14 protein-coding genes are annotated in these 15,262 nt (G+C 63.3%); 7 read left to right on the forward strand and 7 right to left on the reverse strand.

Annotated features, from left to right (window positions below; genetic code table 11):
• Positions 1–32 precede the first annotated feature (32 nt).
• The 5 genes from SB753_RS10035 to SB753_RS10055 all read right to left on the reverse strand — a co-directional run bounded on the left by SB753_RS10035 (position 33) and on the right by SB753_RS10055 (position 4,082).
• Positions 33–812, reverse strand: a complete 780-nt coding sequence (locus SB753_RS10035) for a peptidylprolyl isomerase (RefSeq protein ID WP_020065916.1) — start codon at positions 810–812, stop codon at positions 33–35.
• 10 nt (positions 813–822) lie between these two features.
• On the reverse strand, positions 823–1,134 hold the full coding sequence (locus SB753_RS10040; RefSeq protein WP_020065917.1) for a BolA family protein: 312 nt from the start codon (positions 1,132–1,134) through the stop codon (positions 823–825).
• 1 nt (position 1,135) lies between these two features.
• Entirely contained in the window at positions 1,136–1,666 is a 531-nt protein-coding gene (locus SB753_RS10045; RefSeq protein ID WP_027778365.1) for a septation protein A, read from the reverse strand.
• Positions 1,667–2,053: 387 nt separating this feature from the next.
• Entirely contained in the window at positions 2,054–2,476 is a 423-nt protein-coding gene (gene msrB / locus SB753_RS10050) for a peptide-methionine (R)-S-oxide reductase MsrB (RefSeq protein ID WP_020065919.1), read from the reverse strand.
• A 49-nt stretch (positions 2,477–2,525) separates the two neighbouring features.
• Positions 2,526–4,082 (reverse strand): protein adenylyltransferase SelO, encoded by a 1,557-nt coding sequence (locus tag SB753_RS10055; protein WP_310065248.1) that lies wholly within the window; start codon positions 4,080–4,082, stop codon positions 2,526–2,528.
• 244 nt (positions 4,083–4,326) lie between these two features.
• Here SB753_RS10055 and SB753_RS10060 point away from each other — a divergent pair, with 244 nt between their 5' ends.
• The 3 genes from SB753_RS10060 (at position 4,327) to SB753_RS10070 (ending at position 9,586) form a co-directional block, all read left to right on the forward strand.
• A complete protein-coding gene (locus SB753_RS10060; protein WP_410800083.1) occupies positions 4,327–6,012 on the forward strand; it encodes a 3-(methylthio)propionyl-CoA ligase in 1,686 nt (561 codons plus the stop codon).
• Between the two features lie 184 nt (positions 6,013–6,196).
• Positions 6,197–8,281: a 3-hydroxyacyl-CoA dehydrogenase NAD-binding domain-containing protein gene (locus SB753_RS10065; protein WP_410800084.1), complete on the forward strand. Its 2,085-nt coding sequence runs from the start codon at positions 6,197–6,199 to the stop codon at positions 8,279–8,281.
• A gap of 126 nt (positions 8,282–8,407) precedes the next feature.
• Complete coding sequence (locus SB753_RS10070; RefSeq protein WP_410800085.1) at positions 8,408–9,586, forward strand: acetyl-CoA C-acyltransferase; 1,179 nt, start codon at positions 8,408–8,410, stop codon at positions 9,584–9,586.
• A gap of 24 nt (positions 9,587–9,610) precedes the next feature.
• Here the strand turns inward: SB753_RS10070 and SB753_RS10075 are convergent, their stop codons facing one another.
• Both SB753_RS10075 and SB753_RS10080 read right to left on the reverse strand, forming a co-directional pair.
• Complete coding sequence (locus tag SB753_RS10075; protein ID WP_410800086.1) at positions 9,611–10,126, reverse strand: LEA type 2 family protein; 516 nt, start codon at positions 10,124–10,126, stop codon at positions 9,611–9,613.
• Positions 10,127–10,265: 139 nt separating this feature from the next.
• Positions 10,266–10,622 (reverse strand): hypothetical protein, encoded by a 357-nt coding sequence (locus SB753_RS10080; RefSeq protein WP_020065925.1) that lies wholly within the window; start codon positions 10,620–10,622, stop codon positions 10,266–10,268.
• A gap of 226 nt (positions 10,623–10,848) precedes the next feature.
• Here SB753_RS10080 and SB753_RS10085 point away from each other — a divergent pair, with 226 nt between their 5' ends.
• The 4 genes from SB753_RS10085 to SB753_RS10100 all read left to right on the forward strand — a co-directional run bounded on the left by SB753_RS10085 (position 10,849) and on the right by SB753_RS10100 (position 15,192).
• On the forward strand, positions 10,849–12,360 hold the full coding sequence (locus tag SB753_RS10085; RefSeq protein WP_410800290.1) for a PLP-dependent aminotransferase family protein: 1,512 nt from the start codon (positions 10,849–10,851) through the stop codon (positions 12,358–12,360).
• Positions 12,361–12,579: 219 nt separating this feature from the next.
• The gene (locus SB753_RS10090; protein WP_410800087.1) at positions 12,580–13,065 is read left to right on the forward strand and encodes a PaaI family thioesterase; all 486 of its coding nucleotides are present in this window, start codon (positions 12,580–12,582) and stop codon (positions 13,063–13,065) included.
• A 137-nt stretch (positions 13,066–13,202) separates the two neighbouring features.
• The gene (locus SB753_RS10095; protein ID WP_410800088.1) at positions 13,203–14,201 is read left to right on the forward strand and encodes an NADP-dependent oxidoreductase; all 999 of its coding nucleotides are present in this window, start codon (positions 13,203–13,205) and stop codon (positions 14,199–14,201) included.
• 97 nt (positions 14,202–14,298) lie between these two features.
• The gene (locus tag SB753_RS10100; protein WP_410800089.1) at positions 14,299–15,192 is read left to right on the forward strand and encodes an SDR family oxidoreductase; all 894 of its coding nucleotides are present in this window, start codon (positions 14,299–14,301) and stop codon (positions 15,190–15,192) included.
• The last annotated feature ends 70 nt before the right edge of the window (positions 15,193–15,262 follow it).

The following is a 15,262-nucleotide window of genomic DNA, read 5'->3' on the forward strand; positions in this document are numbered from 1 at the left end:
TTCAAACCAGATCGAAGATTGCGAACTAACGCTTACTGAATCTTCGCGTTCTTACGCAGACCTTCTTCGAATGCCTGCAGTTTTTCTTGCTGGATCTGCTGCACGATCTGCGGGCGCACCTGCTCGAGCGGCGGCGGCGTGATGCTGCGCACGTCGTCAACGCGAATGATGTGCCAGCCGAATTGCGTATGCACCGGCGTGTCCGACATCTGGCCCTTCTGCAAATGCGTGGCCGCTTCCGCGAATTCCGGCACGTAAGCCTTCGGGTCAGACCAGTCCAGGTCGCCGCCGTTCTTGCCCGATCCCGGGTCCTTCGAGAACTGCTTGGCCAGATCCTCGAAGCTCGCGCCACCCTTGATTTTCGCGATCAGGTCCTTCGCCTGCTGCTCGTTGTCCACGAGAATGTGATGCAGGTGATATTCCTTGCCGCCTGCGTCTTTGATCAGTGCGTTGTAGCGAGCGGTGACTTCCGCGTCGCTCGGCGTGTTCTTCTTCACGAAGTCTTCGATCAGTGCGCGCAGCACGACGGTTTGCTGAGCGACAGCAATTTGCGCCTTGATGTCCGGACGATTCGGCAGGCCGCGGCGCAGCGCTTCCTGCATCAGGATTTCGCGGTTCACGAGTTCTTCACGCACGGCCATTTGGAGTTGCGGCGTGTTTTGCTGGCCTTGATGAACCAGTTGGTCGATCAGTGCGTCGGCGCGTGCTTTCGGAATCGGCGTGCCGTTCACCACGGCGATGTTCTGTGCGAATGCAGGTGCGGCCGCAAACGCAGCCAGCAATACCCAAAGACGGGTTTTCTTCAAGGTCATCGGAAGTTTCCTAGCGGGGCAACAAAGCGAATTCTTCGGGCGTGTAAGCCGTGATTGCAAGGGCATGAATGCCGCGCTGCATGGCATCGGCCAGCGCATCATACACCATGCGATGCCGCGCCACGCGGGGCTTGCCGGCGAATGCGGCAGCCACGATCGTGACACTGAAATGACCGCCGGCGGCAGCGCCGGCGTGGCCGGCGTGCTGCGCGCTGTCGTCGGTGATCTGGATCGATGCGATGGGCGCGAGCGCGGCGGTAAGGCGCGCTTCGATCAGCGCGGCACGCTCGGCAGTGGTGGCGTGCATGAACATATCGCTCATGTCATTCCTCCTTCATGTATTTGGACAGCCACAAGCTCTGTCCGACGATAAACACCACCAGACAGCCTGTCGCGCCGAACAGTTTGAAATTGACCCACTGGTCGGTCGTGTAGTTGTACGCGACGAACAGGTTGAGCAGTCCGAGCAGCACGAAGAAGATCGCCCAGATCACGCTCAGCTTGCCCCAGATTGCATGCGGCAGCGTGATCTGCTTACCCATCATCGCTTCGATCAGGTTCTTGTTGAACGCGAGTTGCGACACGATCAGCACGACGGAGAAGGCCCAGTACAGCACAGTCGGCTTCCACTTGATGAAGGTGTCGTTGTGCAGAACGAGCGTCGCGCCGCCGAACACGGTGACGACGCCGAGGCTCACCCACAGCATCGGGTCCACCTTGCGGTGCCGGAAGGCCACCCACGCGATCTGCACCAGCGTGGCAACGATCGCCACTGCGGTCGCCGTGAAGATGCCCCACACCTTGAAGGCGACGAAGAACAGGATGATCGGGAACAGATCGAACAGGAATTTCATTTATCTGACGGGAACTCGGAGAGTGGGTCGGAGGAGCGAGTGCGCGGCGTCATGCACGAGGCACCCCGCGGCATGCAGCACACAACCAGGCGCGGCGCCGGAGGAGGCGAACTGATTTCCGTCGCGGCCCACGCGAAACCGGGCTGCCAGCGTGACGCGATGCCCCGCGCCAGGCGCCCGGTTCGCATTCCGATGCCGCAGGTAGCTGCCGGTTGCGTCTACCTGCGGTTCGGGGCGGACTGTGCCATCCATGCCTGCTTGTGGCCCAGGCCTGGCGGCTCACAGTTGCTTCGGCACATTACCGCGTCGGCGTACGCCAGAGCACTCGTCGACAGCAACCGCAATTCGCCAGCACAGGCACAGAGAGCGCCAAACCCGGACGCTGCGTTACTTGGGGTCGAATTGTAACGCAGCCGAATTGATGCAGTAGCGCAGACCCGTTGGCGCCGGTCCGTCTTCGAACACGTGGCCGAGATGCGCGCCGCAATTCTTGCATTGAACCTCGATGCGCAGCATGCCGTGCGACCGGTCGGTTTTTTCGGCAATCACTTCACCGTTGATCGGTTTGAAGTAGCTCGGCCAGCCGCAGCCGGCGTCGAACTTCGTATCCGATTCGAACAGCGGTGTGCCGCAACAGACGCAGTCATAAATGCCGCGTTCCCAATGATCGTGATAACGGCCGGTGAACGGGCGCTCGGTGGCCGCGTGGCGCGTCACCTGATATTCGATGTCGGAAAGCTGCTTGCGCCACTCGGTGTCGTCTTTCTGCACCGCCGGGGTGTCGTGCTTGAGGTCGTCGGGATTGTTCATATCGGTTCCTGTCTCGGGCTTGTAATGAGAGCGGCTTGCAGCTTGCGGGTCATGACGAGCAACTGACTTCCAGCGAGCTTGCCCAGTCGGGCGGCAACCCCGCATACGCTTCGTGCTCGGGCTGTTCGTCGAACGGACGACGCAGCACCGCGGCCAGACGCTCAAGTTCGGAAAAATCCTTCTCTTTCGCGTGGCGGATCGCCGTTTCCGCCAGATGATTGCGAAGAATGAATTTGGGGTTCACACGGTTCATTGCAATGGCGCGCGCGGCGTCGTCGCGTGTTTCATGGGACAGGCGCGCGCGATACTCGTTCGCCCAGGCATCGAACGCAGCGCGGTCGAGGAACAGATCGCGCACCGGCGCATCGCCGCTCGCGTCGTGTTTCGACATACGGGCGAGGTTGCGGAAAGTCAGCGTGAAATCCGCCCGGTTCGCATGCATCACGTCGAACAGGCGGTTGACCAGTTGCGCGTCGCCGTCGTGCACGGTTTCGAGCCCGAGCTTTGACGCCATGCGCCGCTCGAGCGCCGGGCCGAAACGCTCCTTGAAACCGCCGAGCACGCGTTGTGCGTCTTCGATGGCTTTGTCGTTGCGCGCGCTTTGCTCGTAGCGTTCGCCGAGCAGCGGCAGCAGTCCTTGCGCAAGGCAAAAGAGATTCCAGTACGCGATCTGCGGTTGCATCCGGTACGCATAACGACCTTGCGAGTCGGAGTGATTGCAGATGTAGCCCGCGTCGAAGCCGTCCATGAAGCCGAACGGACCATAGTCGATGGTCAGGCCCAGGATCGACATGTTGTCCGTGTTCATCACGCCGTGGCAGAAGCCGACGGCCTGCCATTCGACCATCAGATCCGCCGTGGACAACACGGCCTCGTTCAGCAACGCGAGATACGGATCGTCGGCTTCGCGGCAATGCGGATAGAAGCGCTCGATCACATGATCCGCGAGCGCGCGCAGCGCGTCGGTGCGATCGTTCGAGTAGAAGTGCTCGAAGTGGCCGAAGCGCACGAAGCTCGGCGCAACGCGCGTGACAACGGCGGCGGTTTCGATCTCCTCGCGCCGCACCGGCTGGTCTGAGCCGATCACGCACAGCGCGCGCGTGGTCGGAATGCCAAGGTGATGCATGGCTTCTGAGCAGAGAAATTCGCGAATCGACGAGCGCAGCACCGCGCGACCGTCGCCCATGCGCGAATACGGCGTGCGCCCGGCGCCTTTTAATTGCAGCTCGAACCGCTGACCCGCATGTTCGACTTCGCCCAGTCCGAGCGCGCGGCCGTCGCCGAGCTGTCCCGCCCACACGCCGAACTGATGCCCCGAGTACACCGACGCATACGGGAGCGCCTCGGCCGGCCATTCGCGGGTGCTATTGCCGGAAAACAGCTCGGCGAACGCAGGATCTTTTTCGAGGCCCGGCTCTAACCCGAGCAGCGCGGCGGTGTCGGCGGAAAAACCGACCAGGTACGGCGCGCTCAGCGGCGTGGCTGGCAAGCGCGTGAGAAACGTGCTGCCAAGCCGCGCAAACGCGCTTTCGGTGGGGTTGGTAAGAAGTTCGGAAAGTGCCGCCAGAGGCCCGGACAGGCCTGCAATGCTTGGGGAAAACGACATGTTGAGCGCCTCACTATTAACCGATATTGTAAGTCCGCACCCGCGGCGCTGCTGGCGGCCCGGCATTTGGCCCGTGTATGGCTTCGCGTATGGCCCACGTATGCCCGATACGAACATTCCAGTGGTGGCGGATGCGTGACTCGCCTGTCGCTTGCTTCAGCAATTTCACTGCCGCGCCGGTTTCTCCCGAACGGCGCTTCAATGTCCAAACCCTGAAAAGAAAAAGGCCAGGAGACGACCCTTTATGACGATGCCGCTACTTGGCCAGATGATGGATGTGCCCCTCACCGTGCCCTCGCTGCTCGCTCACGCGGCGCGGCATTTCGGCAGTACCGAGATCGTGTCGCGGCGTATTGAAGGCGACATTCATCGCTACACCTATCGTGATTGCGAACGGCGCGCAAAGCAGCTCGCGCAGGCCTTGATCGCGCTCGGGGTTCATTCCGGTGAGCGGGTCGCGACACTGGCATGGAACGGCTACCGGCATCTCGAAACCTATTACGGCACGACCGGATTCGGCGCCGTGTGCCACACGATCAACCCGCGCCTTTTTCCCGATCAGATTGCGTACATCATCAATCATGCCGGCGATGCCTGCGTGCTGTTCGACACGACCTTTGCGCCGCTAGTCGACGGCCTCGCGCCGCAATGCCCGAAAGTACGAGGCTGGATCGCTCTCGCCGACGAAGCACATTTGCCTGCGATGGAAACGCCCGTGCTGAGTTACGAAACGCTCGTGAACGCACAGGACGGCAATTTCGAATGGCCGCCAATCGACGAGCGTCAGGCGTCGTATCTCTGCTATACGTCAGGTACCACGGGCAACCCGAAAGGCGCCCTGTACTCGCATCGATCGACGGTGCTGCATGCGTTCGGCGCATCGCTGCCCGACGCAATGAGCCTGTCTGCGCGCGATTCTGTGCTGCCCGTCGTCCCTATGTTCCATGTCAACGCCTGGGGCATCCCGCACGCCGCGCCGCTCACCGGCGCAAAGCTCGTGTTTCCAGGCAAGGACCTAGACGGCAAGTCGCTGTTCGAACTGATGGAGCGCGAGCGCGTCACTTATTCGGCTGGCGTGCCGACCGTCTGGCTCGGCCTGTTGAACTATCTGCGCGAAGCCGGCGTGCGCTTTTCGTCGCTCGAGCGCACGGTGATCGGCGGCTCCGCGTGTCCGCCCGCAATGCTGCGCACTTTCGAGGACGACTACGGCATACAGGTCATTCACGCATGGGGCATGACTGAGATGTCGCCGCTCGGCACGTTGGCGAAGCTCACGTGGGAGCAATCGCAGCGGCCCCTGGCTGAGCAGCGCAAACTGCTTGAGAAGCAGGGGCATGCGCTTTACGGCGTCGATATGAAGATCGTCGGCGAGGACGGTACGGAGTTGCCGTGGGACGGCGTCGCGTTTGGCGATCTGTATGTGCGTGGGCCTTGGGTGATCGACCGGTATTTCCGCAAGGACGACTCGCCGCTCGTGGACGGCTGGTTTCCGACCGGCGACGTCGCGACTATCGACCGTGACGGCTTTTTGCAGATCACGGACCGCTCGAAGGACGTCATCAAGTCGGGCGGCGAGTGGATCAGTTCGATCGACGTCGAGAACGTCGCGATTGCGCATCCGGCGGTCGCGGAGGCGGCGTGCATCGCATGCGCTCATCCGAAATGGACGGAGCGTCCGCTGCTGGCCGTGGTCAAACGCGCGGGTTTCGACGTGACCCGCGAAGAACTGCTCGCGTTCTACAACGGCAAGGTCGCCAAATGGTGGATCCCAGACGACGTGGTGTTCGTCGACGAACTGCCGCACACGGCCACCGGCAAATTGCAAAAGCTGAAGCTGCGCGAAATCTTCCGCGATCACGTGCTGCCGTCGGCGCTGGAAGCCCAGATGTTCGAGGGAGACTGCCCGCTCGCCAGGGGAAACCCCGGCTGACGATAAATTGAACGAGCGTGCTTTTTTGTGTATTCTGCCTGCTGACACCGGAACGGCCGACCTGAACGTGAGACGAAGGTTGGAGCACTGAAGCCAGACACCAGTCGTCTGGTGGACCCGGACGGGCGGCGCGCGCTGCGCCGCCTCATCTCAAGGATGCGATGCATCGCACGGAGGCAGGCAGATGGCAGTGGACTACACAACCCATGACGGCGTGGCCGTCATCACGCTGAACAATCCTCCCGTCAACGGCCTCGGCCTGTCGACCCGGGCGGGGATCGTCGAGGGCATCGAGCGCACGCAGAACGATGCGACCATCAAGGCCATTGTGCTGACGGGCGCGGGCAAAGCCTTCTCGGGCGGCGCCGACATCACCGAATTCAATACGCCGAAAGCCACCCAGGAGCCGACGCTCGCCACCGTCATCAAGACCGTTGAAGGCAGCGCAAAACCGGTTGTGGCGGCGATTCACAGCGTCGCGATGGGCGGCGGGCTCGAACTCGCGCTAGGCGCGCACTACCGGATCGCCGCGCCCGGCGCGCAGATCGCGTTGCCCGAAGTCAAGCTCGGCATCTTGCCGGGCGCGGGAGGCACTCAGCGTCTGCCGCGTGCGATCGGCCTCGAAACTGCGCTCAACATGATCGTTTCCGGCGCGCCTGTCATGTCGCAGGACCTCGCCCGATCGGGTCTATTCGACGAACTCGTGGACGGCGATCTCGCCGAAGCGGCGCTCGCGTTCGCGCGCAAGGTCGGCGCAAAAGAAGGCCCGCATCCGAAAGTGCGCGAGCGCAAGATCGAGCATCCGAATGCCGAAGGCTTTATCCAGTTCGCGCGCAATAGTGTCGCAACCGTCGCGAAGAATTTCCCCGCGCCGCTCAAATGTATCGACGCCGTTGAAGCCGGCGTGAAAAACGGCTTCGACAAAGGCCTCGCGGTCGAGCGCGAATGCTTCGTCGCGCTCGTGCAAACGCCCGAGAGCCGTGCGCTGCGTCACGCGTTCTTCGGCGAGCGCGCCGCGAGCAAGATTCCCGACGTGCCTGCCGATACGCCAGTGCGCGAGATCCGCCAGGTCGCGGTGATCGGCGCGGGCACGATGGGCGGCGGCATCGCGATGAACTTCATCAGCGCCGGCATTCCCGTCACGCTGCTCGAAACGAAACAGGAGGCGCTTGACCGCGGCCTCGCCACAATCCGCAAGAACTACGAAGCAACGGTGAAGAAGGGCAAGCTCAAGCCCGAAGCGCTCGAAGAGCGGATGGCGCTGATCACGCCCACGCTTTCGTACGACGACCTGAAGAGCGCGGACCTGATCGTCGAAGCGGTGTTCGAAGAACTCGGCGTCAAGGAGCAGGTGTTCAAGCGTCTCGACGAAGTGGCGAAGTCCGGCGCGATCCTGGCGTCGAACACGTCGACGCTCGACGTGGACAAGATCGCCGCGTTAACGAGGCGGCCGCAAGACGTGGTCGGCATGCACTTCTTCAGCCCGGCCAACGTCATGAAGCTGCTCGAGGTGGTGCGCGGCAAGCAAACCGCGAAAGACGTGCTCGCCACCGTCATGAAGCTTGCGAAGAAGATCAAGAAGACGGCGGTGGTGTCGGGCGTGTGCGACGGCTTCATCGGCAACCGGATGATCGAGCAGTACATCCGCCAGGCGCTGTTCATGCTCGAAGAGGGCGCGCTGCCCGCGCAAGTCGATCGCGCCATTGAAAAGTTCGGCTTCGCAATGGGACCGTTCCGCATGAGCGATCTGGCCGGCAATGACATCGGCTGGGCGATCCGCAAGCGCCGCTATGAAGAACATCCGGAGATGCATTATTCGAAGATCGCCGACCGTCTGTGCGAGACGGGGCGCTTCGGCCAGAAAACCGGCGGTGGCTGGTACGACTACAAGGCGGGCGACCGCACCGCGCATCCGTCGAAACTGGTCGACGACATGATCGTTGCTTACTCGAACGAAACGAACACGCAGCGCCGCAAGATCGGCGACGACGAGATCGTCGAGCGTCTCGTATTCGCGCTCGTGAATGAAGGCGCGAAGATTCTCGAAGAAGGGATTGCATCGAAGCCGTCGGACATCGACATGGTGTATCTGACCGGCTATGGCTTCCCGCTGTATCGCGGCGGCCCGATGCTGTACGCGGACACCGTCGGCCTCTACAACGTCGAGCGCGCAATTCGCCGCTACGCATCGCAGCCGAATGGCGACGCGTGGCAACTGGCGCCCAGCATCGCCGAACTTGCGGCTCAAGGCCGGGGCTTTAACGGCTGACGCCGCACACGGCACACGCCGCTCATATCGAACGACAGCGGTGGCGCGCGTTATTGCGGCGCGGCGGCGATATCGCCCGCACGGAAAGCACGCGCCACCCTCGCCATCTATACGCAGGAGACTCGCATGACTGACGCCGTAATCGTATCGACCGCCCGCACGGGGCTCGCCAAATCATGGCGCGGCGGTTTCAACATGACGCATGGCGCGACGCTCGGCGGGCACGTAACGCACGCCGCCGTCGAACGGGCGAAGCTGGACCCGGCGCGTGTGGAGGACGTGATCATGGGTTGCGCCAATCCTGAAGGCGCGACGGGCATGAACATCGCGCGGCAGATCGCGCTGCGCGCCGGCTTGCCGGTCAGCGTGCCGGGCATGACGGTGAACCGTTTCTGTTCGTCGGGATTGCAAACCATCGCGCTGGCCGCGCAACGCGTTATAGCCGGCGAGGGCGACGTGTTCGTCGCGGGCGGCGTCGAATCGATCTCGTGCGTGCAAAACGAGATGAACCAGCACATGTTGACCGACGGTTGGCTCAGCAAGAACAAGCCGGAAATCTACTGGTCGATGTTGCAGACCGCCGAGAATGTCGCGAAACGCTATTCGATTTCGAAAGAGCGTCAGGACGAGTACGGCGTGCGCTCGCAGCAGCGCGCCGCAACGGCGCTGGAAGCCGGCAAGTTCAAGGACGAGATCGTGCCGTTGACGGTGCTCGCGGGCGTCGCCGACAAAGCGACCGGCCGGTTGTACACGAAAGAAGTGACGGTCAGCGGCGACGAGGGCATTCGCGCGGACACGACGCTCGAAGGCGTATCGAAGATCCGCACCGCGCTGCCGGGCGGCGTCATCACGGCGGGCAACGCGAGCCAGTTCTCAGACGGTGCGTCCGCTTGCGTGGTGATGAACGCGAAAGTCGCGGAGCGCGAAGGGTTGCAACCGCTCGGCATTTTCCGGGGTTTCGCGGTGGCAGGCTGCGAACCGGACGAGATGGGCATCGGCCCTGTTTTCGCCGTGCCGAAGCTGCTCAAGCAAGCGGGGCTGAAAGTCGAGGACATCGACCTGTGGGAATTGAACGAAGCGTTTGCGGTGCAGGTGCTGTATTGCGCCGACAAGCTCGGCATTCCGCATGACCGTCTGAATGTCAACGGTGGCGCGATTGCGGTCGGCCATCCGTACGGCGTGTCGGGCGCGCGGCTCACCGGGCATGCGCTGATCGAAGGCAAGCGGCGCGGCGCGAAGCTCGTCGTGGTGACGATGTGTATCGGCGGCGGGCAGGGCGCGGCGGGGCTGTTCGAAGTCGCTTGACGGCGTGGTCAGCAGAGCGCGTGGTCAGGGCAGAGCCATGCCCGTCGAGGGCAGGCTCAACGCGCCCTGATCGACGAAGCGCGTCGTGCCGGTCAGGCCGCCGGCGAGCTTGCCTCGCATGATGTACGGAATCTGGCCCGACGGCGCGGTGCTGCCCTGCATCACCCCGGCGAACGCGAACGCCTGGCGAACGGCGGAAAACGCGGGCACCGTCAACGGCACATTGACAATGGTTTCGCCGAAGCGCGGCACGGTGCCGCTCTGGTCGCTGACGCCGCTCGCGAACGGCTTGCCGTTCAGTTCCAGATCGAGCGACACGCCATTGAAGCTGATCGCCGAATCGTTCGGATTTTGCACGCGCAGTTTGACGTTGAAACGCATCTCGAAGCCTTGGCTGTCCATCGGTTCGATGCCGGCGACGCTCACGCGCAACGGATCGCCGAAGAATCCGGCGCAGCCGCTCATCGTAAGCGCGAAGACAGCGCATAACGCGGTCATGCGGCACAAACGCGCGCTGAACAGCATGCGGACGAAGGACATGGCCGGGACCTCGAAGAGCGGATGGGGTCATGCATTGTAGCTGGCGAACTCCGGCGCGCGGGCGCTTCTGATGCGGCTTCTCGAGAGGGTCAATCAGGTACCGCTCGTGTTTAGTCTTATCTTCGTCTCATGCTTCGTCTTAAGCAGCGCGCCGCAGCGTCGCTTTCAGGAATGCGGCTAACCAGAGCAGGGTTCGACCTGTCGAGCTGCTGCCTCTGTTTTCAGCAAGCGACGGTTGCACCACGAAGGCAGCGGCCCGCGCATCCGCGGCACTAATCGATATCATGCCGTGTTGCTGCACGACGAAGCACTGGCCCTCGTGCAAGGTGACGGACGTCATTGAAACGGCATCGCCGAGCCACGCAAGCGAATGATCGCGAAACGCCAGTTGCAGATCGCCCTCAACGGCAACGACGCTGCTTCTTGCGCGCACGTCCTGCAGAGCGACTTGACCGACAGTGAGGCGGGACAGATCGGCGTTGGGGCGAGTTGACATGACCGTTTCCTTAAGACCGTTTGCATGCCATCCAGCATATCGAGCGGGTGCCCTTGAAAACAGCCGCAGTTATCGGCAATCTGAACCGCTACAAGACGGCGGTTTGGCGCGCTGTATCGGTCGAAATGCAAGGAACGTGTATCTGTCGCGGCGCCGCCGCAGTGCGCACCATCGGTTGATGAGCCGATCCACCTACATGCAAACGGACACCCCCATGGATACCGTCATGCAGTCCGAGCAGTCCGAGCGCGCGGACCTCGCGCTTAAGGACGTTTTGCCGGCGAGCGAGCCGCTTTATCGTCAACTGGCCGGCCACTACCGTCGCGCAATCCGCAACGGCGTGCTGCGTCCCGGCGAGCGCATGCCGTCGATGCGCGCATTCATGCAGCGCCACGGCGTAAGTCTCGCGACGGCGACCGAGAGCTACCGCGTGCTCGAACGCGAAGCGCTAATCGAGGCGCGGCCGCGCGCCGGCTACTTCGTGCGCGCTTCGCAACGCGCTGCGTTGCCGGCGGCGTCGGAGCCCGATCTCGCGGCCCTGCCGCAGGCCGCTCAGTTCGTCGGTATTCACTCGGCGATCTCGGCGATCGTTTCGCAATATCAGCGCTATCCGGACGCATTCAATCTCGGCGGCGCAACCGCTTCGGCTGACCTTTATCCGACTGACGCGTTGCAAAAAGCCGCGCTGCGCGCGTTGCGCCGACGGCCCACATTGCTGACCGCGGTCGGACCGGACCAGGGCGACCCGGCGTTACGCGCGATCATTGCGCGCCGCGCGCTCGAAGCGGGCATTCAGATCGGCGCGGACGACATCATCATGACGCACGGCGGCATCGAGGCCGTCAATCTCGCGTTGCGAGCGGTCACGCAACCGGGCGACACCGTTGCCGTCGAGTCGCCCTGTTTCTTCGGCTTGCTCCAGGCGCTGGAAAGCCTCGGGCTGCGCGCACTCGAAATTCCAGCGAGCCCGACGAGCGGGCTTGCCATCGAGGCGCTCGAATTTGCGTTGCAAACGCATCCCGACATCAAGGCCGTGGTCGTCGTGCCGAATTTGCAGAATCCGCTTGGTAGCGTGATGCCCGATCCGCACAAGGCAAGGCTGGTCGAACTGTGCGCGCGAGCCCGCGTCGCGCTGATCGAAGACGACCCGTATCGCGAGCTTGTCGATAGCGCGCAGCCGCTGCGCTCGCTGAAGGCGTGGGACACCGACGGCACCGTGATCCACTGCACGTCGTTCAACAAGACCCTCGCGCCCGGCATGCGGATCGGCTGGATCAACGGCGGGCGCTGGCATCCGCGTATCGGCATGCTGAAGTTTGCGCAGTCGCGTCACAACGAACAACTGTCGCAAGTCGTGCTTGCCGAGTTTCTCGAAACGAACGCGTATGAACGGCATTTGCGGCGTTTGCGCGATCGCTTGAGGCTGCAGCGGGAGCGGATGTCGGCGGCAATCGGCGCCTCCTTTCCCGATGGAACGCGTTTTACGCCACCCGCTGGCGGTATGTTCTTCTGGATCGAGTTGCCGCACGCCGTGTCGTCGGCCGCGTTGTTCGATGCCGCTTTGAAGCAACGCATCCGCGTGATGCCGGGCACTGTGTTTTCGAACGCGGGCCGCTTCGATCGGTTCATCAGGCTCAGTTGTCCGAGCACGGACCTCGAACTCGCGGATGAAGCCGTGCTCAAGCTCGGCCGGCTTGCGACAGCGATGGCCGCTCGGGCGGCGACACAAGCGGCGTGAGCGCACCGCGCCCGTTGAATACGGTGAGGCCGCTTAGCCTGCTTAACCCGCTTAGCCCGCTTAGCCCGTCGAGCCGAAGTGTCGCTCGACACCGCGCTGTGCCATAGCGGGTATCATTTCCTCTCCTTTGGCGCGGTGCTCCGTCGCGTGCATGCTGCTGTTTGCACATCATTGCGAGTTGCACCGCCCTCATGTCAAGACAAGTCAACTGAAGCCGCAATGTCCGAATCATCTTCATCCACCGCGACGGGCGCGTCGCTGCCTGAGAGTCCCTTTGTCGACCGGCTCGGCGCTGAGTTGGTGTCGGCGGCGGACGGCGTCAGTGAAGTGACGCTGCCTTTGCTGCCCGAGCATATGAACACGTGGGACGTCGCGCACGGCGGCGTAACCATGACGCTCGCCGACGTTGCGCTCGCGATGGCCGCGCGCAGCCTCGCGGGCGACGGTGTCGGCGTGGTCACGGTCGAAATGAAGGTCAACTTCATGCAGCCCGGCCGCGGTGAGTTGCGCGCGACAGGCCGCGTGCTGCACCGCTCCACGACGATGGCCTATTGCGAAGGCGAGATCCGCGATAGCGAAGGGCACTTCGTCGCCAAGGCGCTCGGCACGTTCAAATACATGCGCCGCCTTGCCGTGGGCCGCGACGTGACGCGTCAACGCTTGCGCAGCGACCCATCGGCGAAACCCGGTCCTAGCGACGGCTGAGCACATGCGGCGTTTCGCTCCGCATTGTCCACGCGCAGGCCGGGTGCACGGCTCGCTGCAACCGTAGCGATATGCACCCGGCAACCTGTAGCCGATCTTCATAATCAGCAGAAGCAGCAAATCAAGGAGACGATGTCATGCCACAGATCAACCGTCAGCTCGTGCTGGCTTCGCGGCCGCAAGGCGCAGTGACGCCCGAGAACTTCCGCCTCGTCGAAACGCCCCTTGCACCGCTCGCCGATGGCGAAGTGCGCGTGCGTAATCACTATCTGTCGCTCGACCCGTACATGCGCGGTCGCATGAACGACAGCAAGTCGTATGCGCCGCCTCAACCGCTCGACGAAGTGATGATCGGCGGCACGGTCGGCGAGGTGGTCGAATCGAAGAATGAGAAGTTCGCGGTCGGCGACAAGGTCGTCGCAATGTTTGGATGGCAGGAGTACGGCACGTCGAACGGGGCGGGCATTCAGAAAGTCGACGACACGCATGTGCCGCTGTCCGCTTATCTCGGACCGGTCGGCATGCCGGGTGTAACGGCGTGGTACGGACTGAACCGGATCATCGCGCCGAAGGCCGGCGAGACGGTCGTGGTCAGCGCGGCGAGCGGAGCAGTGGGCAGCGTGGTCGGACAGCTGGCGAAAGAAGCCGGCGCGCGCGCAGTGGGTATCGCGGGCGGTCCGCAGAAGTGCCGCTACGTGGTGGAGACGCTCGGCTTCGACGCGTGCATCGACTACAAGGCGGGCAACCTCTATCAGGACCTGAAGGCGGCGACGCCGGACGGCGTCGATGGTTGCTTCGAGAACGTCGGCGGCGAAGTGCTCGACGCGACGCTCGCACGCATGAACCCGTTCGGCCAGATCGCCCTCTGCGGATACATTGCGGGCTACGACGGTCAGCCGGTGCCGCTCAAGCACCCGTCGCTGATATTGACGCAGCGTCTGCTCGTGCAGGGCTTTATTGTCAGCGAGCATATGGACGTCTGGCCCGAAGCGCTCAAGCAGCTTGGCACGCTGGTCGCGCAGAAAAAGCTGCACTATCGCGAGAGCATCGCGCAAGGGCTCGATGCGGCGCCCGAAGCGTTCATCGGCTTGCTGAAAGGCAAGAATTTCGGCAAGCAACTTGTGCGGTTGATCTGATGTGAGGGCATGGCGGCGGCCGGCGGTTGGAAGCGTATGGAGCCGCACTTGCACCCGCACTTGCAGCCGCGTTTGCAGCACACAAGGGAGTCCACGGATGTTCGAATTTGCAGGCAAGGTCGCGGTCATCACCGGCGCGGCCAGCGGCTTCGGCCTCGCGTTTGCGCAGAAAGGCGCGGCGCTCGGCATGAAGCTCGTGCTGGCCGACCTGAATCCCGACGCGCTCGCGCAGGCCGTCGATACATTGCGCGCGGCGGGGGCCGACGCGATCGGCGTGCCGACCGACGTGTCGAGCGCAACGCAGGTCGAGGCGCTCGCGCAAGCCGCGCTCGATGCGTTCGGCAAGGCGCATCTGTTGTTCAACAACGCCGGCGTGGGCTCGGGCGGCTTGCTGTGGGAGAGTTCCGCCAACGACTGGTCGTGGGTATTCGGAGTCAACGTAATGGGCGTCGCGCACGGCGTGCGTGCGTTTGCGCCGATCATGCTGGCGCAGAACGAGCCAGCGCATATCGTCAACACCGCATCCGTCGCGGGGCTGCTGTCGCCGCCCGCGATGGGCGTCTACAACGCGTCCAAACACGCGGTCGTGTCGCTCACCGAGACGCTGTATCACGACCTGCAGATTGCGCAGTCCGGGCGTGAGGCGAGCCGCCGCGTCGGCTGTTCGCTGCTGTGCCCTGCGTTCGTGCCCACGGGCATCGCCGATGCCGAACGCTCGCGGCCCGCCGAACTTCGCAACGAGAGCCGCCCGACGCGCTCGCAGATCGCCGCGGGCAAGCAACTGCAGCGCGCGGTGCAATCGGGCAAGCTCAGTGCCGCCGATGTCGCCGGCATCACGTTCGAGGCTATCGCCGAGCGCCGTTTCTATATCATCACGCACCCGGCCATCATGGCGACGGTGAGACTGCGTCACGAGGACATCGAGCAGTTGCGCGATCCCACCGACCCGATGTCGCTGAAGCCCGAAGTCAGGCAGGCGGATTCCGACTAGCGCCGTTCCGCCGTTCGGTGGGCGCAGTGTCGCGTGCGCCTTTTCAACCTGCGGCGCGTATGCGCCATCT

Origin of the sequence: Paraburkholderia sp. SIMBA_053 (assembly GCF_046534895.1) — a bacterium.
Taxonomy (GTDB): Bacteria; Pseudomonadota; Gammaproteobacteria; order Burkholderiales; family Burkholderiaceae; genus Paraburkholderia; species Paraburkholderia caledonica.

Excerpts from the sequence above, each read along its gene's own strand:
- SB753_RS10090 (WP_410800087.1), top strand. The coding sequence starts at position 12,580 with ATGTCCGAATCATCTTCATCCACCGCGACGGGCGCGTCGCTGCCTGAG.
- SB753_RS10035 (WP_020065916.1), bottom strand. The coding sequence starts at position 812 with ATGACCTTGAAGAAAACCCGTCTTTGGGTATTGCTGGCTGCGTTTGCG.
- SB753_RS10095 (WP_410800088.1), top strand. The coding sequence starts at position 13,203 with ATGCCACAGATCAACCGTCAGCTCGTGCTGGCTTCGCGGCCGCAAGGC.
- SB753_RS10100 (WP_410800089.1), top strand. The coding sequence starts at position 14,299 with ATGTTCGAATTTGCAGGCAAGGTCGCGGTCATCACCGGCGCGGCCAGC.
- SB753_RS10075 (WP_410800086.1), bottom strand. The coding sequence starts at position 10,126 with ATGTCCTTCGTCCGCATGCTGTTCAGCGCGCGTTTGTGCCGCATGACC.
- SB753_RS10085 (WP_410800290.1), top strand. The coding sequence starts at position 10,849 with ATGCAGTCCGAGCAGTCCGAGCGCGCGGACCTCGCGCTTAAGGACGTT.
- SB753_RS10080 (WP_020065925.1), bottom strand. The coding sequence starts at position 10,622 with ATGTCAACTCGCCCCAACGCCGATCTGTCCCGCCTCACTGTCGGTCAA.
- SB753_RS10055 (WP_310065248.1), bottom strand. The coding sequence starts at position 4,082 with ATGTCGTTTTCCCCAAGCATTGCAGGCCTGTCCGGGCCTCTGGCGGCA.
- SB753_RS10065 (WP_410800084.1), top strand. The coding sequence starts at position 6,197 with ATGGCAGTGGACTACACAACCCATGACGGCGTGGCCGTCATCACGCTG.
- SB753_RS10060 (WP_410800083.1), top strand. The coding sequence starts at position 4,327 with ATGACGATGCCGCTACTTGGCCAGATGATGGATGTGCCCCTCACCGTG.
- SB753_RS10070 (WP_410800085.1), top strand. The coding sequence starts at position 8,408 with ATGACTGACGCCGTAATCGTATCGACCGCCCGCACGGGGCTCGCCAAA.
- SB753_RS10045 (WP_027778365.1), bottom strand. The coding sequence starts at position 1,666 with ATGAAATTCCTGTTCGATCTGTTCCCGATCATCCTGTTCTTCGTCGCC.
- SB753_RS10040 (WP_020065917.1), bottom strand. The coding sequence starts at position 1,134 with ATGAGCGATATGTTCATGCACGCCACCACTGCCGAGCGTGCCGCGCTG.
- msrB (WP_020065919.1), bottom strand. The coding sequence starts at position 2,476 with ATGAACAATCCCGACGACCTCAAGCACGACACCCCGGCGGTGCAGAAA.